The organism is Streptomyces sp. NPDC002403, assembly GCF_053593015.1.
The window spans coordinates 20,648-39,512 of sequence record NZ_JBSFBQ010000061.1 but is presented as its reverse complement, the minus strand read 5'-3'; the positions used below and the strand labels follow the sequence as shown (position 1 = coordinate 39,512).

The 18,865-nt window shown below is 71.5% G+C and carries 16 protein-coding genes; 4 read left to right on the top strand and 12 right to left on the bottom strand.

The genetic code is table 11. The features are described 5' to 3' along the window. The coding region (locus ACWCPY_RS37070; protein WP_451272634.1) for a hypothetical protein at positions 1-272 on the top strand (272 nt) is incomplete at its 5' end. A 187-nt stretch (positions 273-459) separates the two neighbouring features. On the opposite strand, the gene ACWCPY_RS37065 is transcribed toward ACWCPY_RS37070, so the two are convergent. After that, positions 460-1,467, bottom strand: a complete 1,008-nt coding sequence (locus ACWCPY_RS37065; RefSeq protein WP_451272632.1) for a stage II sporulation protein M — start codon at positions 1,465-1,467, stop codon at positions 460-462. 120 nt (positions 1,468-1,587) lie between these two features. Here ACWCPY_RS37065 and ACWCPY_RS37060 point away from each other — a divergent pair, with 120 nt between their 5' ends. Continuing rightward, on the top strand, positions 1,588-2,544 hold the full coding sequence (locus tag ACWCPY_RS37060) for an RDD family protein (protein WP_451272630.1): 957 nt from the start codon (positions 1,588-1,590) through the stop codon (positions 2,542-2,544). On the opposite strand, the gene ACWCPY_RS37055 is transcribed toward ACWCPY_RS37060, so the two are convergent. From ACWCPY_RS37055 to ACWCPY_RS37020, 8 genes are all read right to left on the bottom strand, one after another. Further along, a complete protein-coding gene (locus ACWCPY_RS37055; protein ID WP_451272628.1) occupies positions 2,541-3,152 on the bottom strand; it encodes a hypothetical protein in 612 nt (203 codons plus the stop codon). The genes ACWCPY_RS37060 and ACWCPY_RS37055 overlap by 4 nt on opposite strands. 163 nt (positions 3,153-3,315) lie before the next feature. Continuing rightward, complete coding sequence (gene ahcY, locus ACWCPY_RS37050; RefSeq protein WP_451272626.1) at positions 3,316-4,773, bottom strand: adenosylhomocysteinase; 1,458 nt, start codon at positions 4,771-4,773, stop codon at positions 3,316-3,318. A gap of 297 nt (positions 4,774-5,070) precedes the next feature. Next, complete coding sequence (locus tag ACWCPY_RS37045; protein ID WP_451272624.1) at positions 5,071-6,078, bottom strand: cation diffusion facilitator family transporter; 1,008 nt, start codon at positions 6,076-6,078, stop codon at positions 5,071-5,073. Between the two features lie 87 nt (positions 6,079-6,165). Continuing rightward, positions 6,166-7,347, bottom strand: coding sequence for a mannose-6-phosphate isomerase, class I (gene manA, locus ACWCPY_RS37040; protein WP_451272622.1), 1,182 nt, complete (start codon positions 7,345-7,347; stop codon positions 6,166-6,168). Positions 7,348-7,462: 115 nt separating this feature from the next. Next, positions 7,463-8,599: an SIS domain-containing protein gene (locus tag ACWCPY_RS37035; RefSeq protein WP_451272620.1), complete on the bottom strand. Its 1,137-nt coding sequence runs from the start codon at positions 8,597-8,599 to the stop codon at positions 7,463-7,465. Positions 8,600-8,665: 66 nt separating this feature from the next. Continuing rightward, positions 8,666-8,848, bottom strand: a complete 183-nt coding sequence (locus ACWCPY_RS37030; RefSeq protein ID WP_072488362.1) for a Trm112 family protein — start codon at positions 8,846-8,848, stop codon at positions 8,666-8,668. Positions 8,849-8,968: 120 nt separating this feature from the next. Beyond that, the gene (locus ACWCPY_RS37025; RefSeq protein WP_451272618.1) at positions 8,969-10,369 is read right to left on the bottom strand and encodes a phosphomannomutase/phosphoglucomutase; all 1,401 of its coding nucleotides are present in this window, start codon (positions 10,367-10,369) and stop codon (positions 8,969-8,971) included. A gap of 62 nt (positions 10,370-10,431) precedes the next feature. After that, on the bottom strand, positions 10,432-10,809 hold the full coding sequence (locus tag ACWCPY_RS37020; RefSeq protein ID WP_451272616.1) for a DUF3499 domain-containing protein: 378 nt from the start codon (positions 10,807-10,809) through the stop codon (positions 10,432-10,434). A gap of 366 nt (positions 10,810-11,175) precedes the next feature. Here ACWCPY_RS37020 and ACWCPY_RS37015 point away from each other — a divergent pair, with 366 nt between their 5' ends. Further along, positions 11,176-11,604, top strand: a complete 429-nt coding sequence (locus tag ACWCPY_RS37015) for a metallopeptidase family protein (RefSeq protein ID WP_329815301.1) — start codon at positions 11,176-11,178, stop codon at positions 11,602-11,604. 33 nt (positions 11,605-11,637) lie between these two features. On the opposite strand, the gene ACWCPY_RS37010 is transcribed toward ACWCPY_RS37015, so the two are convergent. From ACWCPY_RS37010 to ACWCPY_RS37000, 3 genes are all read right to left on the bottom strand, one after another. Continuing rightward, positions 11,638-13,161, bottom strand: a complete 1,524-nt coding sequence (locus ACWCPY_RS37010; RefSeq protein WP_451272614.1) for a DUF5719 family protein — start codon at positions 13,159-13,161, stop codon at positions 11,638-11,640. Next, positions 13,158-16,988, bottom strand: coding sequence for a glycosyltransferase (locus tag ACWCPY_RS37005; protein ID WP_451272612.1), 3,831 nt, complete (start codon positions 16,986-16,988; stop codon positions 13,158-13,160). Before ACWCPY_RS37005 ends, ACWCPY_RS37010 begins: the two co-directional genes overlap by 4 nt. 348 nt (positions 16,989-17,336) lie before the next feature. After that, a complete protein-coding gene (locus ACWCPY_RS37000) occupies positions 17,337-17,600 on the bottom strand; it encodes a WhiB family transcriptional regulator (RefSeq protein ID WP_003968728.1) in 264 nt (87 codons plus the stop codon). A gap of 715 nt (positions 17,601-18,315) precedes the next feature. Here ACWCPY_RS37000 and ACWCPY_RS36995 point away from each other — a divergent pair. Then, positions 18,316-18,855, top strand: a complete 540-nt coding sequence (locus ACWCPY_RS36995; protein WP_451272610.1) for a cysteine dioxygenase — start codon at positions 18,316-18,318, stop codon at positions 18,853-18,855. The last annotated feature ends 10 nt before the right edge of the window (positions 18,856-18,865 follow it).

Sequence of the window (18,865 nt, the reverse complement as noted above, 5' to 3'; positions counted from 1 at the left end):
CTCACCCTCTCGGGCTTTCCTCCGGGCTTTTCCCTTCGGTCTTGCGTTTCCGACTCTATCAGACTCTTTCGTGTCCGATTCCCGGTCGAAGCGGGTTCGCTTTCCAGTTCTTCGCTTTCGCGTTTCCCTTTCCGGCGGTTCCAACCTTACCAGACTCTTTTTCGTTCCGTTTCCGGTTCGAACTTCAGATTCTGATGACCGTTGAAGTGGTCTTTGCCTTTCGGCTGATTCGACTTTATCAGAAACATTCGGCCGGAAAATCGGCTTTGTGATTCGGAGTAAGGAATCAATGGCTCTGCGGAAATTCAATTTCCGGTGAGAGCGAGACAGATGCTAACTGCTGGGCCCGGACTTGTCCAGTCCGAGGCAACCGTTAAAATCTACCTCCCCACGTCGGCCATGTCAATGGCTTTCTGGGGGCGAGGAGGAGACTAGCAGGTCAGCGGGGTCGTACGCACATCAGGCGGCGACCGGGAGCTCGGCGCTCCGTTCGGTTGCAGCGACGTCGCCGCCGTCACCGGCTCTCGCTGCTCGGCCGCCCAGGATGTAGACGTAGGCGAGGAAGGCCAGCTCGGCTGCGATGCCGATGGTGATGCGCCCCCAGGTCGGGAGGTCTGAGGGGGTGACGAAGCCTTCGATGACACCGGAGACGAACAGGACCAGCGCAAGGCCGATGGCCATACCGATCGCGGCGCGGCCCTGCTGTGCGAGGGCGGAACGTCGGCTCTGCGGACCCGGGTCGATGACCGTCCAGCCCAGGCGCAGGCCGGTACCCGCGGCGACGAAGACGGCGGTGAGTTCGAGCAGGCCGTGCGGGAGGATCAGCCCCAGGAAGGTGTCGAGGCGGCCGGCCGAGGACATCAGGCCGATGCCGACCCCGAGGTTGAGCACGTTGATGAACAGGATCCAGATCACCGGGATGCAGAGGAACGCTCCCAGGACCAGGCACATGGCGGCGGCCTGGGCGTTGTTCGTCCATACCTGTGCGGCGAACGAGGCGGCCGGATGGCTGGAGTAGTAGGTCTCGTACTCCCCGCCCGGGCTGGTCATGCGGCGGAGGTCGTCCGGGGCCGCGATGGCGGACTGGACTTCCGGATGCGTACCGATCCACCAGCCGATGACCGCCGCCAGCACGGTGGACAGGACGGCTGTCGGTATCCACCAATGCCTGGACCGGTAGACAGCGGCGGGGAAACCCGCGGTGAGAAAGCGTGTCGCGTCGCGCCAGGAGGCTCGGCGGGTGCCGGTGACCGTGGCCCGGGCCCGGGCCACGAGCTGGGTGAGGCGCGCCGTGAGCATCGGGTCCGGGGTGCTGGACTGGAGAAGCGAGAGATGGGTGGCCGTGCGCTGGTAGAGCTCGACGAGTTCGTCCGCTTCCGTGCCGGTGAGCCGACGCCCGCGGTGCAGGAGATGGTCCAGGCGGTCCCACTCGGTGCGGTGGGCGGTCACGAAGACATCGAGATCCATGATCGGCTGCTGCTCCAGGCATGGGTGCGTGCGGGTTCGTACTACGGCGGCGCGCTCCGGGTCAGCTTGGCAGACTGAGGCCCCGAGGGGCAGGGATGGTCGGCGAAGGGTGGGGCGGCGATGAGTGAGCTGGTGACCGGGGACGCGGTCGTTCTGGGGCTGCGGCCGGCGAAACTGCCGAGTCGGGCGCTGGCGCTGGCCATCGATCTGGCCGTGGTGGGAGCGGCGTTCGTCGTGGTGTCGATCGGTCTGGCCGTCGCGACGGCGACGCTGGACGACGCGGCACTCGCGGCGGTGTCCGTGGCGGCCTTCCTGCTGGTGCTGGTGGGCGGGCCGATCGCGGTGGAGACGCTCAGCCACGGGCGTTCGCTGGGGAAGCTGGCGTGCGGGTTGCGGGTGGTCCGGGACGACGGGGGGCCGATCCGGTTCCGGCATGCGCTGGTGCGGGGGGCCATGGGGGTCGTCGAGATCCTGATGACGTTCGGGGTCGTCGCGTGCATCGCCTCGCTGGTGTCGGAGCGGGGGCGGCGTCTCGGGGATGTGTTCGCGGGGACGCTCGTCGTGCGGGAGCGGGTGCCCGCGGGGCGGGCGGCCGCCGTGCCGCCTCCGCCGCCATGGCTGGTCGGACGGTTCGCGGGGCTGGATCTGTCGGCGGTGCCGGACTCCCTGTGGCTCGCCGTACGGCAGTACCTGACCCGTATGCATCAGCTCGATGCCCGGGTGGGCTGGTCGATGGCGGAGCGGCTGGCCGGGGAGCTGGCGGCGCGGACCGGGGTGCCGGTGCCGGAAGGGGTGCCGGCCGGGGCGTATCTGGCGGCGGTGGTGAACGAGCGGCAGGCGCGGGACGCCCGGAGGATGTTCGTCGCCGCCCGGGACGAGGCTGCTCGTGGTGGTTCCGAGGGACAGACCGGGTGGCCGGTGAGCAAGGCTCCGGCGAATGGGGCTGCTGTCGGCCGGGCGCCGGTCGGGGCCATGCCTTCCGTGGGGACTGCCGAGGCGGGTGCGCCGTTGCCGGACCCGGGGTCGGAGGGCGGGCGGGTGCCGCCTGCCGCCACGGGGTTCGCGCCGCCCGCCTAGAGCGGTGAGGGCGGGGAGTCCAGGTCTTCGAGTTCGATGCCCGGGGCGGCGAGGACCACGTCGCCGGCGATGTGAACGGCGTGCTGTTCGCCGGTGTCCAGGGCACTGACCCGGTATTCGTCCACAGTCAGGGGTCCGTTGTCAGTGGCGTGCGCTTCACTTTTCACCAGGGCCCAGGACTGGTCGACGGTGCGGGGTGCGAGGACCGGGTCGGTGAAGGCGACCAGGCGGACGCGCGTCGCGGGGGAATCGGGGGTGAGACGCAGCAGTCGTGCGGTCGCGACGAGGAACGCGGGGGATGTGCCGGTGAAGGCGTGGGCGCGCACATTGCCTTCGGTGGCATGAGTGGCGGTCGGATCGGTGCGGACCCAGGTGACGCCTTCCAGGGCGGCGCCGCGGACCTGCCAGCTCGCGGCATGGAGTTCGAGGCGGATGGGACGGCCGAGTTCGTCGAGAGTGAGGTCGACGGAGCCGAGGTGTTCGCCGGAGGGGGTGGTGGTCCGGGAGAGATAGCGCCAGCCGGAGGGTCCGGGTGCGCACTGGAAGTGTTCTTCGCCGAGGGGGGTGTGGTCGTGGAGATCGTGGAGCGAATATCGGCCGCGGGGCATGGGGTCCTTCGGGGTTCCTCGGGCTGAGCCGACGCGGTACGGGGCAGGCCCCCGGCACGGGGGTGCGGGGGCCTGCGCTCGTACTGCTGCTGAGGCTGTTCCGTCTGTCAGCGGCCGGTCGTCACTGACCGGTGGTGACGTGCGCGGTCGCTGACGGGCGGGATCAGTAGCGGTAGTGGTCGGGCTTGTACGGGCCGTCGACCTCGACACCGATGTACGCGGCCTGCTCGGGGCGGAGCGTCGTGAGCTTCACGCCGAGCGCGTCGAGGTGGAGACGGGCGACCTTCTCGTCCAGGTGCTTGGGCAGCACGTAGACATCGGTCGGGTACTCCTCGGGCTTGGTGAACAGCTCGATCTGGGCCAGGGTCTGGTCCGCGAACGAGTTGGACATGACGAACGAGGGGTGGCCGGTGGCGTTGCCCAGGTTCAGCAGGCGGCCCTCGGACAGCACGATGAGGACCTTGCCGTCGGGGAACGTCCAGGTGTGGACCTGCGGCTTGACCTCGTCCTTGACGATGCCTTCGATCTGCGCCAGGCCGGCCATGTCGATCTCGTTGTCGAAGTGGCCGATGTTCCCGACGATGGCCTGGTGCTTCATCTTGGCCATGTCGGCGGCCATGATGATGTCCTTGTTGCCCGTCGTGGTGACGAAGATGTCGGCCTGGCCGACGACGTCGTCGAGGGTGGCGACCTGGTAGCCGTCCATCGCCGCCTGCAGGGCGCAGATCGGGTCGATCTCCGTGACGATCACCCGGGCGCCCTGGCCGCGCAGGGACTCCGCGCAGCCCTTGCCCACGTCGCCGTAACCGCAGACGACGGCGGTCTTGCCGCCGATCAGGACGTCGGTGGCGCGGTTGATGCCGTCGATCAGCGAGTGGCGGCAGCCGTACTTGTTGTCGAACTTGGACTTGGTGACGGCGTCGTTGACGTTGATCGCCGGGAAGAGGAGGGTGCCGTCGCGGTGCATCTCGTACAGCCGGTGCACACCGGTCGTGGTCTCTTCGGTGACGCCGCGGATCTCGGACGCCAGCTGGGTCCACTTCTGCGGGGACTCGCCGAGGGTGCGGTTCAGCAGGGTGAGGATGTGGGCGTATTCCTCACTGTCCGCGGTCGACGGGTCCGGTGCGGCGCCGGCCTTCTCGAACTCGACGCCCTTGTGGACGAGGAGGGTGGCGTCACCACCGTCGTCGAGGATCATGTTCGGGCCGCCGGTGGGGGTGTTCGGCCAGGTCAGGGCCTGCTCCGTGCACCACCAGTACTCCTCGAGCGTCTCGCCCTTCCAGGCGAAGACCGGGACGCCCGCCGGGGCCTCCGGGGTGCCGTTCGGGCCGACGGCGATGGCCGCGGCGGCGTGGTCCTGGGTGGAGAAGATGTTGCAGGAGGCCCAGCGGACCTCGGCGCCGAGGGCGACCAGGGTCTCGATCAGCACGGCCGTCTGCACGGTCATGTGCAGCGAGCCGGTGATGCGGGCGCCGGCCAGCGGCTGCGTTGCGGCGTATTCCTTGCGGATCGACATCAGGCCGGGCATCTCGTGCTCGGCGAGGGTGATCTCCTTGCGGCCGAACGCCGCGAGGGAGAGGTCGGCGACCTTGAAGTCCTGTCGATTGGCGACCGTCGTCATAACGGGCTGCTCCTCGTAATGGGTCGAGGTGGGGCACGGATGGCTCTGCGGCGGCGGGCACACGAATGCCCGGGCGCTCGCAGCGCAGTCCGTCGGAGGCCCTCTCTCCCTCGGCCGGTCCGCGCGTACGGACCGATCGACCGCCATCAGCAGCGACGTCTGACACTGCCGTCGAATCTACACCGATCGGCCCAGCCTCTCCCAGCCCGCCTCGGGACGGGAGGCGGACCGGAGGCGGTCGCGAGGCGGTCGGGACGACGTACCGGGAGCGGGAGGGAGGGCGGATGGAGGGGGTGGTCAGTGGCCGGATTCCGTCGGGCTGTCCGGGGCATCCGGGGTGTCGGCGGGGGTTCCGCCGGGGGCCTTGCCGGGGTTGGTGCCGGCTGCGGCGGCGGCCTCGCTGAAGATGTCCGGTTCCAGGTAGATGACCCGGGCGATCGGGACCGCGGCGCGGATCCGGCTCTCGGCTGCGTTGATGGCGTTGGCGACCTCGGTGGCCGTGTCGTCGTGCTGCACGGCGATCTTGGCGGCGACGAGGAGTTCCTCCGGGCCGAGGTGGAGCGTACGCATGTGGATGATGCCGGTGACCGTGTCGCCGTCGACGACCGCGGCCTTGATCTTCTCGACCTGGTCGGCGCCGGCCGCCTCGCCGAGCAGGAGGGACTTCGTCTCGGCGGCGAGCACGATCGCGATGACGATCAGCAGGACACCGATGCAGAGGGTGCCGATGCCGTCCCAGACGCCGTTGCCGGTCGCGAGGGCCAGGCCGACGCCCCCGAGGGCGAGTACCAGACCGATCAGCGCGCCGAAGTCCTCCAGGAGCACGACGGGGAGTTCGGGGGCCTTCGCGCGGCGGATGAACTCCTTCCAGGAGAGCGAACCGCGGGTCTCGTTGGACTCCTTGATGGCGGTACGGAAGGAGAAGCCCTCGGCGATGATCGCGAAGACCAGCACCCCGACCGGCCAGTACCAGGCCTCGATCTCGTGCGGGTGCTTGATCTTCTCGTAGCCCTCGTACACCGCGAACATGCCACCGACCGAGAAGAGCACGATGGAGACGAGGAAGGCGTAGATGTAGCGCTCACGGCCGTAGCCGAAGGGGTGCTGGGGGGTGGCCTCGCGCTTGGCCTTCTTGCCGCCGAGCAGCAGCAGGCCCTGGTTGCCCGAGTCGGCGACCGAGTGGACGCTCTCCGCGAGCATCGACGACGAGCCACTGAACAGGAACGCCACGAATTTGGCCACTGCGATCGCGAGGTTGGCGCCGAGTGCCGCCACGATCGCCTTGGTTCCGCCTGACGCACTCATGGGTGCCTGGTGTCCCTTCTTCGATGCCGCGGCCCTGGCGCCGCGGTACGGCCGGACATTGTTGCAGTCGCTGGTGCGGACGGTACGTCAGGCCACCACTGTGGCTCGGAACAGGGTTCCCGTACCGGACGCTTCGACCTTTTCGCCGGAGGGTACGAATACGGAGGTGCCGGGTGCGAGATCGAGTTCGCCCGCCTTCGGGGCTCCCCCGGTGCAGAGCAGGATCTGCGGGGTGTCCCGGGTCAGGTCGACGGGGGCGGCGCCGGGCGAGAGGTCGAAGCGCGAGAGCCGGAATTCGTCCACGGGCGTCTCGTACAACTCCTCCCCGGACGGCGAGGCCTCGGGACGCAGGACGCCGGGCTCGGTCGACTCGAAGCGGACGATGCGCAGCAGTTCGGGTACGTCGATGTGCTTGGGCGTGAGTCCGCAGCGCAGCACGTTGTCCGAGTTGGCCATGATCTCGACGCCGAGGCCGTCGAGGTAGGCGTGCGGGACGCCCGCTCCGAGGAACAGTGCCTCGCCGGGCTGGAGGACCACGTGGTTCAGCAGCATCGCCGCGATGACACCGGGGTCGCCGGGGAAGTGGTGGGCGATCCGGGCGTACGGGGCGTGGGCGCCGCCGAGGCGTTCGGCGGCGGCCGCGGCCAGGTGCACCGTTTCGGCCATCTCCGCGGGGTCGGCGCCGAGGATCGCGGTGAGGACCTCGCGCAGGGCGGCCTCTTCGGGGTGGGCACCGAGCAGGTCGACGTACGGCTTGAGGGAGTCGACTCCGAGTGCCGCCATCGCCTCGGCCGCCTCGGCGGGCGGGCGGAAACCGCACAGGCCGGCGAAGGGGGTGAGCGCGCAGATCAGCTCGGGCTTGTGGTTGGCGTCCTTGTACGTGCGGTGGGGCGCGTCGATGGGGACGGACCGGCGCTCCTCGTCCTCGTACCCCCTCTCGGCCTGGGCGAGATCGGGGTGGACCTGGAGGGAGAGCGGGGCGCCCGCGGCGAGCAGTTTGAGGAGGAAGGGGAGGCGGGGGCCGAACTTCTCGACGGTGGCCCGGCCCAGTTCGCGCTCGGGGTCGGCGGCGATGACCTCGGTGAGGGGCTGTTCGGGGCCGGCCTCTCCGGCGGCGGTTGCGCGGGTGAGGAGGGAGGGGGCGCCGGGGTGGGCGCCCATCCACATCTCGGCCTGGGGCTCGCCGGTGGGGGCGACGCCGAGCAGTTCGGGTATGGCGGTGGTGGAGCCCCAGGCGTAAGGGCGCACGGTGTTGGAGAGCCGGTCCATGGTGTTCGTCCTTGTGAGATGCGTGGATCGGGAGTGCTGTGCTCTGTGCTCTGTGCTCAGGAAGTGGGGGGCGCTTGATGGGGTGCGATGGGTGCGGTCTGCCGGGCCTGTGGGGTCAGGCGCCGGATGCGGAGGCGAGAGCCAGGTAGACGGCGGCGAAGTCGGTGACCGCGAGCAGTTCGGCGAGGGCTTCGAGCTCGGTGCCCTCGTCGGGTTCGAGCTCGCTGATCGCGGTGTCGTGGCCGAGGGCCAGTTCGCGGGCGGCGGGGGCCGCGCTCAGGCCGCCGGTGGGGCGGTCGCGGAGCAGTACGACGCGGGCGTGCAGCGGCTCCGGCTCGTCGACCCGGTCACGGAAGAAATCGTCGGGGTCGGCCCCGGCGGCGAAGGTGCCCGCCAGCAGCGTGCCGTGGGCGGGAAGTGCCTCGGGCAGTTCGGCGGCGAGGGCCGGGCGGCCGGACAGTTCGGCCAGGACGGCGGCGAACCTGCGGCCGACCGGGGCGGCGGATTCGCCCTCCGTCCAGATGAGGGGCAGGCTCTCGGCGAGTTCGGCCGCCAGGGTCTTGGCGGGGTTGCTGTACGTGGCGATGGCGGGGCCGCAGCGTTCCGCGGTGCGGTCCAGGCGGTCGGCGACGCTCTGCAGCGCCTCGGCGGGCGCGGTGAGCAGGCCGACCCGGTCCAGCAGCGCGAGCAGCGGGGTGAACAGGGCCCAGAGCGTGCCGGGGCCCGCGGCCGAGGTCTCGGCGTCGTACTCGCCGTGCGGGGCGGAGGCCATCGGTACGACGAGGCCGTGCGCCCCGTCGATCGCCTCGCGCAGCGGTGACCGGCGTGGGGCGACGGCGACGACGCTGCAGCCCCTGCGGTACGCCTGTTCGGCGAGGAGGGAGAGGCCCGGCTCGGATCCGTCGGCCGTGACGATCAGCAGCAGGTCCACGGAGCCGGCCCAGCCGGGCAGCGTCCAGCGCATCGCGCCCGGGGCGGGGGCGACGCCGGTGGGGTGGATGCGGGTGACGGGCGCGGAGGCGCCCGCCAGGGCGGTGATCAGGTCGGCGACGCCGGACGCGGCGGTGCCGGAGCCCGCGACCAGTACGGCGCGGGGGCGCCCCTCCGGATTCAGCTCGGCGATCCCCGCCTCGGCGGCGTGCCGGGCGGCGGTGCGGACCCGGGCCCCGGCCTCGGCGGCGCCGCGGAGCAGGCCGCGGCGGTCGGCCCGGGCCAGGGCCTCCGGGGCGTCGAGCAGCGACTCGTCGAGCATGGGGACGGTCCTCCGATCACATGCTGGTCACCGTGCGGGGCGGGGCCGTCGCGGGCCCCGGTGCCGTTACGCGGGGCGGCGGGCCTCGTCGACGAGGAGGACGGGGATGCCGTCCCGTACCGGGTAGGCCAGGCCGCAGTCCTGGCCGGTGCAGATCAGCTCGGGGCTGTCGGCTGCCGACCGGTCGTCGAGCGGGGAGTGGCAGGCCGGGCAGGCGAGGATCTCCAGGAGGCCGGCTTCGAGCGGCATGGGGTGGGTCCCTTCGGGCAGCGGATCAGGCGACGTCAGCCTACCGCTGGGGGCAGTGGGGTGCGGGGCGGGCCGGGAGGCCCGCGGGTGGGGGCGGTGCAGTGCGGTGGGAGGGCAGGATCAGTCGGCGCAAGGGCCGGGAGCGCTCGGGGGCTCCTGGGTTCGGACCAGGGCCAGGACCTCGTCCCGTACCGCCCTCATCGTCCGTTCGTCGCGGGCCTCCACGTTCAGGCGCAGCAGGGGCTCCGTGTTGGAGGCGCGGAGGTTGAACCACCAGTCCGGGGACGTGACCGTCAGGCCGTCCAGGTCGTCGGTCGTGACGCCGTCGCGGGGTGCGAAGGCGGCGCGTACCGCTGCTGTGCGGCCCGGCTGGTCGGCGACCGTGGAGTTGATCTCGCCGGAGCCGGCGTAGCGGTCGTAGCGGGCGACCAGTTCGGACAGGGGGCCGGGCTGGCCGCCCAGCGCGGCAAGGACGTGGAGCGCGGCGAGCATGCCCGTGTCGGCGTTCCAGAAGTCGCGGAAGTAGTAGTGCGCGGAGTGTTCACCGCCGAAGATCGCGCCGTGCTCGGCCATCTCGGCCTTGATGAAGGAGTGGCCCACGCGGGTACGGACCGGGGTGCCGCCGTTCTCGCGGACGACCTCGGGGACCGAGAGCGAGGTGATCAGGTTGTGGATGACGGTGCCCTTGCCGCCGTTGCGGGCGAGTTCCCGGGCCGCGACCAGGGCCGTGATCGCCGACGGCGAGATGCCCTCGCCGCGCTCGTCGACGACGAAGCAGCGGTCCGCGTCGCCGTCGAAGGCGAGGCCGAGGTCGGCGCCCTCGGCCACGACCCGGGCCTGGAGGTCGACGAGGTTCTTCGGGTCGAGGGGGTTGGCCTCGTGGTTGGGGAACGTGCCGTCGAGTTCGAAGTACATCGGTACGAGGTCGACGGGCAGGTTCGCGAAGACGGTGGGGACGGTGTGGCCGCCCATGCCGTTGCCCGCGTCGACGACGACCTTCAGCGGCCGGACGGACGTCAGGTCGACCAGGGACAGCAGGTGGGCCGCGTAGTCGGCGAGCGTGTCGCGCTCGGTCACGGTGCCGGGGGCGGCGACCGGCTGCGGGGCGCCCGCCTCGGACCACTTCTCGACCAGGGCGCGGATCTCCAGCAGCCCGGTGTCCTGGCCCACGGGTGCGGCACCCGCCCGGCAGAGCTTGATGCCGTTGTACCGCGCCGGGTTGTGCGAGGCGGTGAACATCGCACCGGGGAGGCCCAGGCTGCCCGAGGCGAAGTACAGCTGGTCGGTCGAGCAGAGGCCGATGAGGGTGACGTCCGCGCCGCGCGCGGCGGCTCCCCGTGCGAAGGCTCCCGAGAGGCCGGGCGACGAGGGCCTCATGTCGTGGCCGATCACGATCGCGTCCGCGCCCGTCACCTCGACGAACGCCGCCCCGAACCGCTCGGCCAGGGCCTCGTCCCACTGATCGGGTACCACTCCGCGCACGTCGTACGCCTTCACGATCTGCGACAGATCAGCAGCCACGGGCCGGTCCTCCTGAGAATTCTGCGGACCGCCCAAACTACCCGGAGGCTCGCAGGCCGGACTCAGGAGTCCGGGGAGCGCAGCACTCGCAGATGGCCGCGGCGTGCGACCTCCATCGGATCGGCAGCATGCGGGCCGCTGCCCCTCCCGTCGCCACCGCGGTCCTGCGGCCGGGCCGCTTCCCGTACGGCATTGGCGAGCGCTTCGAGGTCGTCGCCGCTGGGGCGGGTGGGCACGGAGGGGTCGGAGAGCCGGACGACTTCCCAGCCGCGTGGTGCCGTCAGCCGCTCACTGTGCTCGGCGCAGAGGTCGTAGCAGTGGGGCTCGGCGTAGGTGGCGAGCGGGCCGAGGACCGCAGTCGAGTCGGCATAGACGTACGTCAGTGTCGCGACGGCAGGGCGGCCGCACGCGGTGCGCGAACAGCGACGTACAGGGCTCACGATGTTGGACGGTACCGCACTCTTGAGCGGGCTGCGACGACTCTCCCTCAGGTCACCCCACCGTGTCGCCCTGTGAACTCCCGCACAAGCGCCTTCCGGACAGTCGTTCTGACCTGCGCGGGAACGGAGAAGTACCGGCACTGCCGACAATGATTCCGGTCACCGATCGGCACAAAATCTGTCATACGGCAAGGGATCGGCGGTCAGGGGCAGGCCTGAAACGGGCCTCTGATTGGCCGGATTGTTCGGTATTGGGCAGGCGGGGTGCTCTGTCCCTGATATGCCGGTGCGCCGGCGCCGAAACGGCGATGACCTGTCAGGGAGCGGCGTTCCACTCGAGCCCCGGAGAGTTACGCTGCGTCAGTGATGGACAGTCCCGTACCGCCGCAGCCGTCCGAGCCGCGCCCGCGCCGTCGTGACCGCCATGGCCGCGGCATGCGCGGGCCCGTCGCCCCGCCCCAGGTGCCGCTCTCGGTCAGCAGGGCGGAGAACTTCCGCGATCTCGTGCAGGACTCGGTGGAACGGCTGGAGCGGCGCTGGCCGCAGCTGACCGATGTCGACTTCATGGTGCTCGACGTACCGGGGACGCAGGAGGAGACCGTGCCGCTGGGGCGTGCGGTCTCCGCGGAGAAGGGCCGGCCTGCGCAGATCGTGATCTACCGGCGGCCCGTCGAGATCCGTACCAAGAACCGCGACGAGCGCGCCCTGCTGGTGCACGAGGTCGTGGTGGAGCAGGTCGCGGAGCTGCTCGGGCTCGCGCCGGAGTCGGTGGATCCGCGGTACGGGCAGGAGTAGCGGGCCGCCCGCGTCCCGCCCGTACCGGCCTGCTCAGTCGTCGAGGACCGACAGGTCCTGCTCGGCGGTGGGCACCTCGACCGTGCCGCGGTCGTCCGGCAGGGTCTGCACGGTGAACATCTGGATGCCGTTCTGCGTGAGGGTGAGCGTGCGCGCGGCATGGACCGGGCCGCCCGACTCCGTCTCGACCGTCAGGGCGTAGCCGCCCTTGAGGCCGGACGGTACGGGCGGGGTGACCGCCAGCGTCGTACCGCCCTTGACCGTGTACTTCTTGACGGTCTGTTCGCCGCCCTCGCTGCCCGCCGACGCGGTGACCTTCACGGTGGCGGTGGCGCCCGGCGCGGTGAGCGAGAGGACCGAGCCCTTGTCCCGGTTGTCGGCCACGGTCGCCCGCGCGCCCACCGGGCCGGTCGCCGGGATGTAGCCGACCTCCCGCTTGTCGCCGGTACCGCGGACCACTTGCAGGGCGGCGACCACAGGGGTGTTCTTCTTCCCCTGGGCCGGGGTCAGCAGCAGGGAGCCGGCCTCGCCCTTGGTGATGTCCTTCAGGTCGACGCCCGCGGTCATCCGGGACTTGACGTGGAGACTCTCGTTGCCGACCGGGGAGATGGCGCCGGTCCTGCCGATCAGTTTCACCGTCAGATCGGCGTCGTTGTCGCCCGTCGCGAAGGCCACGAGACGGACCGAGGTGGCGTCCGCGGGGATGCCGGGGAGCACCAGGGTGCCCGTCGGGCCGGTGGAGGCGGCCAGCCAGTCGCTGCCGGTCTCCTCGTCCGCGGCCCTGACGACCGCGCCGACGCGTCCGGTGCGGGTGGTGACGTGGACGGTCACGTCCTCGGCCACCTCGCTCGTCAGCGTGGAGATCAGCACCGGCACGCTGGAGCGGGCGGGCACCGTGATGCCCTCGCCGACGTCGGACTTGAGGGAGCCGTCCGGACCGTACAGCTCGATGTCGGCGACGGCCGCGGTGTCGTCCGGGTTGGTCAGGTGGACGTAGTCCTCGCGGGACTTCGCGGTGCTCGCGGCCGGGAACCAGAAGTCCGTGTCGGGCCCGGTGCAGCTGACGCCGAGCAGGCCGCGGCCGCCGCCCGCCTCGACCGTGGTGGTCTGCTGGGCGGTCCAGCCGGAGGCCAGGCGGCCGGTGGCGGTGCCGACCAGCGCGGGGGCGTCGGCGCCCGATGCCTCGGCGGTGGCCGGTTTGCCGGGTTCCTTGAGCGCGACGACCGGCTTTCCGGGATCCGCCTTCTTCTTGTCCTTCTTGTCCTTCTTCTCGTCCTTCTTGGTGCCGTCGGACGTGGTGGCGGTGGACATCAGCAGGTCGGCCGTGCCGGCCTCGCCGCCGCTGCCGCCCGCCGGGGTGAAGGAGGTGTACGTCGTCTCCGCCAGGTCGGAGAGGCCGGGGGCCGGGCAGAGCAGGCTGGACCGTTCCACCGGCAGCCGCGCGGCGGTCCTCGCCGGTGCGGTGTCCCCGTCGCCGGGCGCGGTGAGCGCGGCGAATCCGGTGACGGCGGCGAGGGCGACGGTGCCCGCGATGAGGGACAGGCTGGTGGACTTCACTCGGACTCGCCTCGCGATGCGTTACCGGTCGGCCACGGGTTCTGGCCCGGGGCGGGGTTCTCGTCGGGGTTCTGCGGGTCGTACTGGCCCTGCGGTGCGACCTGCCCGCCGTAGGGGGCCTGGGGGTCGTAGGGGGCCTGGGCCTGCGGGTCGTACTGCTGCTGGGTGGCGTAGCCGTACGGGTCGTAGGCGTTCTGCTGGTACGGGTCGGCGGCCAGGTGGTTCTGCTGGTTGCCGTACTGGCCGTCCTGCTGCGGGGCGTACTGGCCGTCCCCGTACTGCTGCTCGCCCTGGTACTGCTGGTAGCCGGCGTCCTGGTACTGCTGCGCGTCCCATTCGCCGTACTGCTGCTGGGGCACCGCCGCGTACTGGCCGGTGTCGGCCTGCTGGGCGAAGGCGTCCTCGTCGCCGTTCCGCGGGGCGAAGGCGCCCTGGTCGTCGCTTCCGTGCGGGTGCGGCCCGGCGGCCTGTTCGGCGGGGGTGTACTCCCCTGTCTGCTGGGCCGGGATGTACTGCCCCGTCTCCCCGGCCGGTTCGGCCTCCGTCTCCGCCTCCGCTTCCGCCTGGGCGGCGGCGCGCAGCCTGCGGGCCCGGCGTCCCTCGCCGGCGACGGGCTCCGCGGGGACCGTCACGGTCTCCTCGGGCAGGTCGTCGTCGATCTCCCGGCGGCGGCCGGGCAGGGCGAGGACCAGCAGGACGACGGCCAGCGCGGACTGGGCCCAGATCCAGGCGGTGTGGGTGAACGGGGTGTCGTACGTGAGGTCCAGCGTGCCGCCCTCGGCGGGGAGCTCGAAGCCCTGGGCCCAGCCGTCGACGGTCTTCGGGGTCAGCGCCCGGCCGTCGAGCGTGGCCTGCCAGCCGGGGTCGGCGGCGTCCGCGATCCGCAGCACGCGGCCGGAGCCGCCCGCCGGGACCTTGGTGTGCGCCTCGACGGGCCGCGAGCCGACGGGCAGCGCTTCCTCGTCGGCGCCGGACGGGATGATCATGACCCGGGCGACCTGGCGGTCGACCCGCCACAGCGCGCTGCCGTCCAGCTGGCTCAGCCGGCTCAGCCCCGGGGTCGCGTCCAGGACCCGGCTCATCGCCTTCGGAGCGCCGTCGCGGACCAGTACGTAACGGATCGCGAAGCCGCTGAGCTGTCGGCCCTGGTCGGCTCCGGAGCCCGCGACGAGGTTGGCCACGACCTTGTCGAGGTGGCTGTTGCTGCCGCCCGCCTCGGCCAGTTCGGCGTCACCGAGCCGCGCGCCGGAGCCGCGTACCAGGGTGTACGAGACGGTGGCGGGCGAGGTGCCGCCGAGCACCAGGGTGCGCGGCTGGTCGCGGGTGGTGCTCTCCTCGGCGACGAACGCGGGCACCTGCACCGGGTCGCGCCGCTCCAGCGGACCCGACGCGCCACCGATCATCCAGCCCGCGGCGGCCAGCACCGGGGCGAGCGCCGCGGCGAGGGCGATCAGCGCGGCGACCGGCTGCCGCCAGCCGAAGCTGAGCTCGGCGACGCGCACCCGGGCACCGTCCGCGCCGACCAGCGCGGCGGCGATCAGCGCGATGCCGTAGACGAGGGTGGCGGGACCGGCCCAGCCCGAGCCGTTGGCCAGCGCGGCGAAGACCAGCGCCACGAGCGCGACCGCCCACGCGGTGCGTACGGCGAACTGCCGTTCCCCGCGCAGCAGCGCGGCCAGCGCGGCCAGCACGATGCCGAGCAGCAGCACGCCGCCCGCCGCCTTCGGGCCGCCGGGGCTGATGCCGAGCAGGTCGAGAGCGGAGGCCGTGCCCGTCCCGATGTCCAGGCCCGCCTCCTTCAGGAAGGCGGACGGACCGGTGAGGAGCGAGAGCGACCAGGGCGCGAGAACGAGCAGCGGGGTGCCGATCGCGGCGAGGAAGCGGAGCCCGTACGCGGTGATGTCGCCGCGGCGCAGTACGAGCACGCCGATGCCGAGGACCACCGCGAGCGGCCAGACGATCGGCGTGAACGCCATCACGAAGGTGAGGAGCAGGGCGTACGCCCAGGTGGCGCGCCAGCTGCCGCGGGCGTCGCCGCCGGACCGCATGCCGTGCGCGGAGACGGCCGCGCGGGCGATCAGCGGCAGCAGGACGGCCAGTACGGCGGTGCCGAGACGGCCGGTCGCCAGGGCGCCGGTCGCGGCGGGCAGGAAGGCGTACGCGACGCTCGCCCAGGCCCGCAGCAGCCTCGATTCGAGCAGCGGCCGGGAGGCGAAGTACGCGGTGAGTCCGGCGAGCGGCACGGAGCAGACCAGCAGCAGGGTGAGTGCGAAGCCGGTCGAGCCGAGGAACAGGGAGGACAGTGCGGAGAGCACGGCGAGGTAGGGCGGCGCGGTCTGCGTGCCGCCGGTGCCGACCGTGTGCCAGCCGTCCGCGTACTGGTTCCACAGGGCGGAGACGTCGCCGGGGGCGGGCAGCAGGGCGCCGCCGGTCAGCGCGCCGCCGACGAGGAGACCGCGGCAGGCGACGAGCGAGACGAGGAGCAGGACGGCGAAGAGCACCGGGCCCGGCTTGCGCCCGATCCGCTTGAGCCGTGCGAACTGCTCGATCTCCAGGAAGTCGGCGTCGTCGCCGCCGGGGCCGGACTCCACGGCGCCGTGCCGGGAGCCGCCCGAGTCGGCGTCGGAGCCGCTGCCGAAGTTCCCGGCGACCTGGTCCACGGTGGCGCGGACGGTGGCACCGGGCGGCGGGAAGAGGCCCCGCAACTCGGCCTGGTCGACGGCGCCCTTGCCGCGGCTGCGCCGGGCCGCGAGGATCCGTCCGGGGCGCAGCAGGGTGCCGAAGAGCCCGGCGACCTCGTCGAGGGCCTGGCCGGGCACCTTGCCGACGAGATAGGCGAGGGTACGCAGCAGGGTGCCGACGACGAGCCTGAGCAGCACCCAGGGCAGCACCTTGGAACGGGCGTTGACCAGCATCGTGTAGACGGCGCCAGCCTTGTCGACGCGGTGCGGGGAGGCGACCGAGCGGCCCGCGCAGTCGATCGGGCGGCGCTCGCGGGCCGATGCCTCGGCGTGCCTGAGGACGGCGTCGGGGGCGACGAGCACCCGGTGTCCCGCCACGTGCGCGCGCCAGCACAGGTCGACGTCGTCACGCATCAGGGGCAGCCTGCGGTCGAACCCGCCGAGCTCCTCCCAGACATCACGGCGGATCAGCATGCCCGCGGTGGAGACGGAGAGCACGGTACGGACCTGGTCGTGCTGGCCCTGGTCCTGTTCGCGGCGGTCGAGTCCGGTCCAGCGGCGTCCGCTGTTGGCGATGGAGACACCGACCTCCAGCAGCTGCTTGCGGTCGTACCAGCCGCGGAGCTTGGGGCCGACGATCACGGCGTGCGGGTCGGTGTCGACGACGCGCAGCAGCTCGGCGAGCGCGTCGGGCTCGGGCGCGCAGTCGTCGTGGAGCAGCCAGAGCCACTGCACCGGTTCGCCGTGCGGCAGTTCGGGCAGGTCGTAGGCGTCGTCGCGCCAGGTCCTGCTGACGGGGTCCCAGCTGCTGGGGCGCTTCAGGTACGGCAGGTCCTCGGGGGTGAGGACGCCGGCCGTGCGGGTCGCCTCGTCGACGGCGGTGCCGAAGCTCGTACGGCGCGCGAGGTGCAGGACCCGTTCGGCGCCGAGCGCCTCGGTGACCAGCTGCGCGGAGTCGTCGGCGCTGCCGGTGTCGGCGCCGACGACGTTCTGTACGGGGCGTTCCTGCCCGAGCAGTCCGGCGAGCGCGTCGGGCAGCCAGCGTGCGCCGTCGTGGGAGACGAGCACGGCGGTGACGACATGCCGGGGGAACTCGGGGGCGGTGGCGGCCGCGTACGGCGCCGCCGATTGGCTGTGCACGGACATCGAGGTACGGGCCCTCCGGCCGGGTCCGGGGGGCGTCACCCCGGGGGCTGCATCGGTGTACACGCGCGCCCCGTCGGGGCGTTGGCGCGTCTCGGACGGGGCCCCACACTAACGGTACGGACAACCGCGACGGCGCCGAGCGCTCGAACGGGGCCGCGGCCGGGCGGTGGTGGAGTCGTGGCGGGTACGGCGATGGCCCGTCGTCTGCGGGCGGGGCGCAGGCGGCGGGCCATGGTCGGTCGCGGTCCGGGTCTTCGGTTGTGGGAATGCTCGGCGGCCGGGGTGTCCGGCGGCAGGGCGTTCTCGTCGCCGCGGTGTTCCGCGGGCGGTTGTCGCGGTGTTCCGCGGTCAGATGGCGGCCTTCTTCAAGCGGCGCCGTTCACGTTCCGACAGACCGCCCCAGATTCCGAAGCGTTCGTCATTGGAAAGGGCATATTCGAGGCATTCGGACCGGACTTCACAGGCGAGACAGACCTTCTTGGCCTCGCGGGTGGATCCGCCCTTCTCGGGGAAGAAGGACTCGGGATCGGTCTGGGCGCACAGTGCGCGCTCCTGCCAGCCGAGTTCCTCGTCCGCGTCCTCGACCAGCAGTTGCTGGAACAGCTCGGTCATGTGCGCCCCTCGTCTGTCTCTTGCGTCCCGTCATGCGGCCGTTACTCATCGCGACCGAACGACACGAGTGAAATTACAAGTGTGTAGCTCCGGGCCAGTCAAGCGAGGATCTGCTATTGGCCCAGGTATTCACTCTGCGGAACCAAGCCTATGCGGAAAGTGTGCAAATCACCAAAAACCTGACATATGCCATGGGTCTCGTCGCGCCCCGGCTTCTCACCGAGTGAGACGAGCAGGGCCACCCCGATGTTTCGATTCGATCACCGAAGCGACCAAGATCACAGTCGGGTCACGGGGCGTCAACGACGTTTGAGGACTCGGTCGATGCGCCACATCTCCGTCGCGACGGCCGCACAAACCTTCCCCAGGATCCGGTAACCGGATGAGGTGAAACATTACCCCCAAATCGGGCATCAGGTTGACAGCGGCGGATCGAGCCGGTCTCCTTTGATGCATGCCAGCGACTGCCGCGATGTACGCCACCCACGTCCGTGGGTTCCGTACCGCTGTCCAGGCTCGCTGTTGCTGTTCCAGCTGTCACAGCTGTTGATGCCCCCAGGGCACCGGCTCTGATCCAGCTCCTCCCGCAGAGGCTCTCCGCAGTACTTCCGCATCCGCGGGATGTCTTCTTCTCCGGCATTCCCCGCGACCGAGGTCCTCCGGTCTCCGCGACACCCCGCACACGCACCCCCCATGCCGAGGAACCACCTCACCCATGAACAGTGACAGCGACCTCCAGATCGCCGGCGACATCCTCGAGGTCCAGCACCTCCTCCAGCCGGCCCGCGAGCACCCCTCCACCGTCTCCGAGTTCGTCGGACTCGCCCGCTCCATCGCCGCCGACCGCGCCCAGTGGGCGCCGCTCGTCCGGTACGACACCACCACCCGCTGGTACCACCGCCTGCGCACCGTTCCCCGAGCTCTCGGCTCCGATCGGGCGGGGGAGGCCGCACTCGGCTACGAGGTCTGGCTGCTCAGCTGGGTGCCCGGCCAGGGCAGCGGGTTCCACGACCACGGTCTGTCCTCCGGCGTGCTGACCGTCCTGGACGGCCGGCTCACCGAGCGCACCGAGCGCGCCACCCGCGCGCTGGACCCGGGTGCGCAGCGGGTCTTCGCGCCCGGCTATGCGCACGAAGTGGTCAACGACTCCCTCGAACCGGCCGTCAGTCTGCACATCTACTACCCGGGTCTGACCGAGATGCCGATGCACGCGGCCCAATGCGCCCCGGCAGCCGTGGATGTCGTACCCGCCTGACAGCCCACCC

Bases quoted from the DNA above. Each gene is read 5' to 3' on its own strand.
- ACWCPY_RS37065 (WP_451272632.1), bottom strand. From the start codon at position 1,467: ATGGATCTCGATGTCTTCGTGACCGCCCACCGCACCGAGTGGGACCGC.
- ACWCPY_RS37060 (WP_451272630.1), top strand. From the start codon at position 1,588: ATGAGTGAGCTGGTGACCGGGGACGCGGTCGTTCTGGGGCTGCGGCCG.
- ACWCPY_RS37055 (WP_451272628.1), bottom strand. From the start codon at position 3,152: ATGCCCCGCGGCCGATATTCGCTCCACGATCTCCACGACCACACCCCC.
- ahcY (WP_451272626.1), bottom strand. From the start codon at position 4,773: ATGACGACGGTCGCCAATCGACAGGACTTCAAGGTCGCCGACCTCTCC.
- ACWCPY_RS37045 (WP_451272624.1), bottom strand. From the start codon at position 6,078: ATGAGTGCGTCAGGCGGAACCAAGGCGATCGTGGCGGCACTCGGCGCC.
- manA (WP_451272622.1), bottom strand. From the start codon at position 7,347: ATGGACCGGCTCTCCAACACCGTGCGCCCTTACGCCTGGGGCTCCACC.
- ACWCPY_RS37035 (WP_451272620.1), bottom strand. From the start codon at position 8,599: ATGCTCGACGAGTCGCTGCTCGACGCCCCGGAGGCCCTGGCCCGGGCC.
- ACWCPY_RS37030 (WP_072488362.1), bottom strand. From the start codon at position 8,848: ATGCCGCTCGAAGCCGGCCTCCTGGAGATCCTCGCCTGCCCGGCCTGC.
- ACWCPY_RS37015 (WP_329815301.1), top strand. From the start codon at position 11,176: ATGGACAGTCCCGTACCGCCGCAGCCGTCCGAGCCGCGCCCGCGCCGT.
- ACWCPY_RS37005 (WP_451272612.1), bottom strand. From the start codon at position 16,988: ATGTCCGTGCACAGCCAATCGGCGGCGCCGTACGCGGCCGCCACCGCC.
- ACWCPY_RS37000 (WP_003968728.1), bottom strand. From the start codon at position 17,600: ATGACCGAGCTGTTCCAGCAACTGCTGGTCGAGGACGCGGACGAGGAA.
- ACWCPY_RS36995 (WP_451272610.1), top strand. From the start codon at position 18,316: ATGAACAGTGACAGCGACCTCCAGATCGCCGGCGACATCCTCGAGGTC.